Raw genomic sequence first — 5,510 nt, 5'->3', positions numbered from 1 at the left:
AATTAGACCCTGCGCCGGACAATTTGGTCAATCGTGATTTCCACGCTGCGAGGCCCAACGAGAAGTGGCTTACCGATATCACCGAATTCCACCTGCCAGCTGGCAAAGTGTATCTGTCGCCCATGATCGATTGTTTCGATGGCCTCGTGGTCAGTTGGTCTGTGAGCACGCGTCCAGATGCCCAGCTCGTGAACACGATGCTTGATGCCGCGATCGAAACAATCACCGGCAGTGCCGACCGACCTATTGTGCACTCGGATCGGGGTGCCCATTATCGCTGGCCCGGCTGGTTGTCCCGTATGCAACGAGCTCAACTGATCCGGTCTATGTCACGTAAAGGGTGCTCGCCGGACAACTCGGCCTGCGAGGGGTTCTTTGGGCGGCTGAAAAACGAGATGTTCTATAATCGTACTTCGATCGATACGACCGCCGACGACTTCATGCAGCAGCTGCATTCCTACATCCGGTGGTACAATCAGCATCGCATAAAGCTCTCACTCGGCGGCTTTAGCCCCGCCGAATACCGCCGAAACCTCGGAACTGCAGCATAAGCAGTCCAAGAATTTGTCCGCACCTCCACACTGTAAAGTGCTAACCCGTAATCTCAATCGAGATTTTGGATCGCAGCGTAATTACATTCAGGATCTCAGCGAGTCTGACTGGGTTTTGCAAATCGATGCAGACGAGGCTTTGGCAGTGGAATCGGTCAGGAAACTGCGGCGACTTGCAACGCTAGCTGCAGAGCAAGACGTCGTATCGATCGGTCTCCCGCGTAAGAATTTCGTCGGATCTCGCCTTTCAGACCACTATCCCGATGTTCAATATCGCTTAAACCGACGCCTTGTTAGCTATGAAGGCAAGGTTCACGAGAGACCTGTCAGGCCTTGGCAGAGAAGCATGATCGCGGTTGGCTTGGACATCAATCACCTGTTGGATAAAACGCATGTGGGACTGCGATCGCATCTGTATGACGAAATATCGCCTGGCAACGGTCGCCTTGAGGAAGAGAGGCTCCTTACAACAGCGTTTCGCCAAGAATAACGGGTCGTTACGCTCGACGTGATTTTCTTTGGGAGCCGACCATCAGTACTATTGTTCGGAACCTTGCCTCAGGGAGCTCATTCTGCCCCGCCAAGTCAATGGCATCGCATGGGAGAGAACACTATGGCTACTGCCGAAAATTCGACTAAGGACAACAAGGCTTCGAAAACTGCCGCCAACAAAACCGCGCGCGCTTCAGGGACGAGGGGACTGCCGCGAATGCCGAAACCCGCAAGAATCGTGCGAAGGCGGTGGCGACCAAGTCCGCCGCTCGGAAAGAAATGCGGTCCTCTGCGAGGGACACGAAAAGCCTCTCGGGTCCTGTTGACAAAGTACGGTAGCCATATCTTTGCGGCTGCCAGGGCGAGGAATGCTGAGAAGGATTTTCATGTCTTATCGTATCGGGTCGCGACGCGCCGGAACTGCTTGAGACGGTTGAACATCCGCTCGATGCGGTTTCGATTCTTGTAAACCCGAAAGTCGCAGGCAGGCGGGTTCTTTCGGTTGGCCTTTGGCGGAATGACCGGCCTGATACCGTGGATCAGAAGCTCTTCACGCAGGAAGTCACCGTCGTAGCCTTTGTCGGCGAGGAACAGTCGCGGCTTGCCGACCGGTATCGCCAGCAAGTCAGGAACGGTGTTGTAGTCCGAGGCTTCGCCGCCTGTCAGGACGAAGCCAAGAGGGCGGCCCTGACCGTCTGCTCGGGCGTGGATTTTCGTCGTAAAGCCGCCGCGTGATCGACCAAAAGCCTCCTGATAAGTCCCCCTTTTGCTCCCGCCGCCTGCGAATGGCCGCGAACAGTGGTGCTGTCGATCATGTGCTGCCAGTCATCCGCCAGCCCCAGTTCGACGAGGGTCTCAAGCAGGGCGTCTCAAACGCCTTGTTCGGCCCAACGGCGGAAGCGCACATAGACTGAATTCCACTTTCCGTATCACTCATGCATGTCGCGCCAGGGGCATCCGACCCGAAGGACAGCAGCATACCGTTCAGATATTGCCGATTATCGTGCGACGGTCGGGACTTCCTGCCGCGTTCAGTGGGCAACAACCCCTCGATAATCCGCCATTCCATTTCTGTCAGGTCGCCGCGAGCCAAAACTGCCTCCTAAAAAGCAGTCTTGAATCACGCTTTTGCTGATTTTGGAATCCACTTTGTCAACAGGACCTAGACGACAGGCGGTTCTCATCTCCTTGATTGCAGCGGTGGAGCGGCCTTCAAATCGCCATCCGGTCATGACGCCGCGTAGGTCCATCTTCGGCCGCTCAGGCTCGCTTGCAGAGTCAACACGGCGGCCGTCACACCGTTCCGCTCTAGTTTCTTGGATCGAACTGCTCTGCGAATTGTTGGGGTGCATTGCACAACAGGAGCCAACAATGAATCTCAGCGATGCAGCTAGATCCATTCTCGTCTTCGCAGCCTACCACGAACTCACCAGTGGCGAGCCTGTGAAGGAAGCCGTCCTCAATGATGGTGCCGGCCACAAGGCCAGTTCTGCTGGTCAAATGGAGTTGGAGGAAGCAGGGCTAATCCAGATTAACGGCGATCGCGCCGCGATCACAGGCGAGGGCGAGCAGGTGCTTGCCGCTTTGTTGAACGCCATCCGCAATGCAACAGGAGCTTGATATGACCGATCAAAAGAACGCGCGGGAAAGTGATGCTGCCCGCTCCGCAGGCGGGGAACAAGCCGACAAGAACCGCGAGCTGCTAAAGGAGAAGGCTGAAGAGGGCCTGAAAAACGCCCACGATGAGCTTCCGAAGGATGAGATATGAGTAGCGAAGGCAAAGCACGGTTCGGTATGATGACGTTCGCCGCAGTTATTTTCGCAATCGCGATTGTCATTGCCGGCGTCTACATGGTCTTTTTCACGCCGGGCCAGCCGGAGCAGCAGCCCTCTCCGCATGCTATTCAACAGAACGGATAGGATTGAAACGGGATTGCCATAATGTGCGGGCGTTACACCAATGAGATGACCTGGGCCGAGATTCATGCGCTTTACAGCATCCACAACCCTGCCCCGCCGCCATCCAACATGCCGCCGCAATACAATATTGCACCAACGCAGAGCGTATACTTCGCCCATAAGGACAAGGCCGGAGAACTTGAGGTCGATTACGGTCGCTGGTGGCTCGTGCCGTTCTTCGCCAAGGAAATGCCCAAAGCCGCGATGTTCAACGCGCGGATCGAGACCGTCGACACGTCCGGTGCGTTTTGAGTGCCGTGGAACTCGAAGTGCTGTCTCATCCCGGCCGACGGGTATTTCGAATGGACGACGAGCGCCGAGGACGGCAAGAAGGACCCTTGGCTGTTGCAGATGCCCGAGGGCAAGCGGTTATCTTTCGTCGGTCTGTAGGCGCATAACGGAGAGCTTGGCGTGACTAGCTGCACGATCATCGCCGCGCCAGCCGCCCCTCATATCGCCCACATCCATACGCGAATGCCGATCATACTCGATCCGGTTTGTTACAGCGTCTGGCTCGATACCGACATCAAGGGCCAAGACGCCAAAGCGCTTTTGCTCGATCGCCAGATTGATGACCAGCTGGTGTGTTATCGTGTCGGCCGTGAGGTGAACTCATCCCGCTATGACGGGACGGACACCAAAAAGCCGATCGTCAACACGCTATAGGGCGAAAGAAAAGGGCCAGCGCGAGCGCGGCCCTCAATTGGGAGGCAGGACCTCACAGCAGTCCAATTAGAAAACCAGAACAGGCCGCCCTCGCACTCCTCCCGATTCAAGAAAACGATGCGCTTCACCAATCTTGTCTACTGCATATTCGGCAGCTACTTTCGGAACGATCAGTCCAGCATCGACATCGTCGCGCAAAGCTTCGAGCCAATCCGTCCGATCAAGTACCTCGTACACAAGAACCGGCCGAACTTGTATGCCGCGCTCACTCGGTACGTCGATCGCACCTCGAACTGGAATGTAGATCCCCCCGTCCTTGATGGCAGGGAAAGTCTTTTCCGCGAGCAGCGCGGTGTCGAGAAGCGCATCAACGCCATCGGGAACCTCTCGACGCATGGCTTCGGCAAAACCCGTGCCGCGCTCGACCACGATGTCGGCTCCATATCCGCGTACAAGGTCAATCTCTTCGGCCTTGGCATCAGCAATCACGCGAAGCCCGTGCTGCTTCGCAATGACGATGGCCTGGTAGGCAAGCCAACCGGCACCACCAGTAACAGCGAAGGTCATGCCAGACGTTAATCCGGCGTGGTCAAGAGCATAGAGCGCAGTGAGGCCGTTCATTGGCACAGTTGCAGCCTCGGCAAGGCTTATGCCATGGGGCTTGCGCACAACGGATGCAGCCGGCACCACTATGTAGGACTGTTGCGCTCCGCCTTCCGGTCGCACCGGAGATAATGCGGCCATAACCTCGTCACCGACAGAAATGTGCGTGACGCCTTCGCCGGTCGCCTCAATGATCCCGGCCGCATCCATGCCTGGCGTCGCAGGCTGCGGGGCGCCATATCCGATGTCGCGCATCAGGATGTCGGTGGGATTTATGGCCGCGGCAACCACCTTGATTCGGACCTCCCCAGGGCCTGGTGCCCTCACAGGGCGCTCACCGACCAAGACAACCTCAGGTCCGCCATGACCGGCATAAAGCACGGCTTTGCTGACGAGTGGTTCGGGTGCAGTCGAACTGGTGGACATAAGCATTCCTTTCGAGTTGAAGCTTCGGAACTTAGTTCGCGGTGGAGCCGCCTTCAATGGCAGAGCGCGACACATGGACAACGCTCGCCCCTAAACTGGATAGCGACAAAACAGGCTAAGGGGGGCGAAAGAAAAGGGCCAGCGCGAGCGCGGCCCTTAATTGGGAGGTCAGGACCTCCGGGGAAAGCAGACGCGCCGGGAGTATGGCGCAGCTACACGGCGAACCTGGAACGATCAGCGATGGCGGACAAGGCTGCTTTGCCGCCTAGCGGTCCTGATCACGTGTTTTTTCCGCTTCACTCAAACGGGTGAGAAGAGCGGCGAAGTCGCCGTCATTGGGCGGTGGCTGGCGCGAAGGATGGCTCTGCAGCGCTTTGCGGACCATGGCGCTGGACGCAAGGCTGACAAAGTTGCTCGAAAACTGATCGGTTGATGCCATCACTTTTTACGATCCAGCTCAGCCTCAACTTTGTCACGGCCGTTGCCGACCTCATGCACGGCATCTTTTACAGCGGCCTTGGAAACGTTCTCCTTGTCCGCCTCGTAACGAACTTCATGTTCCTGTCCGCCGGCGACTTTGGCGCGATCCTGTTCGCGGCCCTTTCCAGTATTCGACATGATTTACCCTCTTCATGATGTCGCGAGGCCATACAACCGCCGATAGGGGCACCTTGTTCCCGTTTTCCGTCACGTCAGCCAAGACATTCACGAGCACGCCGAAACGCCGCCTAGCCTCCTGCAGCTGCTTCGCGCTAGCAAGCGGCAGGTTTATGACGGGTGCAAGGATCTGGACGAGCCTGACGGCGGCGCGAC

At 57.1% G+C, this 5,510-nt stretch carries 8 protein-coding genes and 1 pseudogene; 5 read left to right on the top strand and 4 right to left on the bottom strand.

From position 1 onward, the window contains the following. A partial coding sequence (locus tag BM216_RS33180) for an IS3 family transposase (RefSeq protein ID WP_143102952.1) occupies positions 1-551 on the top strand: 551 nt, incomplete at its 5' end. An 876-nt stretch (positions 552-1,427) separates the two neighbouring features. Here the strand turns inward: BM216_RS33180 and BM216_RS34980 are convergent. Then, positions 1,428-1,868 carry an IS5 family transposase gene (locus tag BM216_RS34980; protein ID WP_244530469.1) on the bottom strand — a complete coding sequence of 147 codons (441 nt, stop codon included), beginning with the start codon at positions 1,866-1,868 and terminating at the stop codon, positions 1,428-1,430. A 546-nt stretch (positions 1,869-2,414) separates the two neighbouring features. Here BM216_RS34980 and BM216_RS33170 point away from each other — a divergent pair. From BM216_RS33170 to BM216_RS33165, 4 genes and pseudogenes are all read left to right on the top strand, one after another. Next, on the top strand, positions 2,415-2,663 hold the full coding sequence (locus BM216_RS33170) for a hypothetical protein (RefSeq protein ID WP_093004682.1): 249 nt from the start codon (positions 2,415-2,417) through the stop codon (positions 2,661-2,663). Position 2,664: 1 nt separating this feature from the next. Next, positions 2,665-2,811: a hypothetical protein gene (locus BM216_RS34475; protein WP_177231038.1), complete on the top strand. Its 147-nt coding sequence runs from the start codon at positions 2,665-2,667 to the stop codon at positions 2,809-2,811. After that, the gene (locus tag BM216_RS34470; RefSeq protein WP_177231037.1) at positions 2,808-2,963 is read left to right on the top strand and encodes a hypothetical protein; all 156 of its coding nucleotides are present in this window, start codon (positions 2,808-2,810) and stop codon (positions 2,961-2,963) included. The genes BM216_RS34475 and BM216_RS34470 overlap by 4 nt, the downstream gene beginning before the upstream one ends. Before the next feature lie 21 nt (positions 2,964-2,984). Then, positions 2,985-3,668, top strand: a pseudogene (locus BM216_RS33165) (SOS response-associated peptidase). A 66-nt stretch (positions 3,669-3,734) separates the two neighbouring features. Here BM216_RS33165 and BM216_RS33160 read toward each other — a convergent pair. The 3 genes from BM216_RS33160 to BM216_RS33155 all read right to left on the bottom strand — a co-directional run bounded on the left by BM216_RS33160 (position 3,735) and on the right by BM216_RS33155 (position 5,315). Beyond that, the gene (locus BM216_RS33160; RefSeq protein ID WP_177231036.1) at positions 3,735-4,697 is read right to left on the bottom strand and encodes an NADP-dependent oxidoreductase; all 963 of its coding nucleotides are present in this window, start codon (positions 4,695-4,697) and stop codon (positions 3,735-3,737) included. A 265-nt stretch (positions 4,698-4,962) separates the two neighbouring features. Beyond that, positions 4,963-5,136 carry a hypothetical protein gene (locus BM216_RS34465; protein WP_177231035.1) on the bottom strand — a complete coding sequence of 58 codons (174 nt, stop codon included), beginning with the start codon at positions 5,134-5,136 and terminating at the stop codon, positions 4,963-4,965. Then, a complete protein-coding gene (locus BM216_RS33155) occupies positions 5,136-5,315 on the bottom strand; it encodes a DUF3606 domain-containing protein (RefSeq protein WP_093004679.1) in 180 nt (59 codons plus the stop codon). The genes BM216_RS34465 and BM216_RS33155 overlap by 1 nt, the downstream gene beginning before the upstream one ends. Between the last annotated feature and the right edge of the window lie 195 nt (positions 5,316-5,510).

Origin of the sequence: Rhizobium sp. NFR07 (assembly GCF_900111905.1) — a bacterium.
Classification (GTDB): domain Bacteria; phylum Pseudomonadota; class Alphaproteobacteria; order Rhizobiales; family Rhizobiaceae; genus Neorhizobium.
This window is presented reverse-complemented; position numbering and strand designations above follow the sequence as displayed.

Bases quoted from the DNA above. Each gene is read 5' to 3' on its own strand.
- BM216_RS33170 (WP_093004682.1), top strand. From the start codon at position 2,415: ATGAATCTCAGCGATGCAGCTAGATCCATTCTCGTCTTCGCAGCCTAC.
- BM216_RS34475 (WP_177231038.1), top strand. From the start codon at position 2,665: ATGACCGATCAAAAGAACGCGCGGGAAAGTGATGCTGCCCGCTCCGCA.
- BM216_RS33160 (WP_177231036.1), bottom strand. From the start codon at position 4,697: ATGTCCACCAGTTCGACTGCACCCGAACCACTCGTCAGCAAAGCCGTG.
- BM216_RS34470 (WP_177231037.1), top strand. From the start codon at position 2,808: ATGAGTAGCGAAGGCAAAGCACGGTTCGGTATGATGACGTTCGCCGCA.
- BM216_RS34465 (WP_177231035.1), bottom strand. From the start codon at position 5,136: ATGGCATCAACCGATCAGTTTTCGAGCAACTTTGTCAGCCTTGCGTCC.
- BM216_RS33155 (WP_093004679.1), bottom strand. From the start codon at position 5,315: ATGTCGAATACTGGAAAGGGCCGCGAACAGGATCGCGCCAAAGTCGCC.